This is a genomic window from Kitasatospora sp. NPDC085895, from assembly GCF_040702125.1.
Taxonomy (GTDB): Bacteria; Actinomycetota; Actinomycetes; order Streptomycetales; family Streptomycetaceae; genus Kitasatospora; species Kitasatospora arboriphila.
In genome coordinates, this window is the sequence record NZ_JBFBJY010000060.1 from 18359 (window position 1) to 18747 (window position 389).

Genomic DNA, 389 nt, shown 5'->3' on the forward strand with positions numbered 1-389 from the left:
TGTCGGTGTGGCCGGTGAGGGGGTGGCCGAGGGGCTGGCCGGTGTGCAGGTCCCACACGCGCACCGTGCCGTCCAAGCTGCTGGTGACGGCGACGGGGGTGCCGTCGACATCGGTGCATGCGACCGCGAGCACGGTGTCGGTGTGGCCGGTGAGGGGTTCGCCGAGGGGCTGGCCGGTGCGCAGGTCCCAGACGCGCACCGCGTGGTCCCCGCTGCGGGTGACGGCGACGGGGGTGCCGTCGAGGTCGGTGCACGCCAGCGCGGAAACCGTGTCGGTGTGGCCGGTGAGGGGGCGGCCGAGGGGCTGGCCGGTGCGCAGGTCCCAGATACGCACCGTGCCGTCCCTGCTGCCGGTGACGGCGATGGGGGTGCCGTCGAGGTCGGTGCAC

The 389-nt window shown here is 74.8% G+C and carries 1 pseudogene; it reads right to left on the bottom strand.

Annotated elements, in window-relative coordinates:
• Positions 1 to 389: pseudogene (locus tag AB0442_RS29505) on the bottom strand (hypothetical protein); the annotation flags it as partial.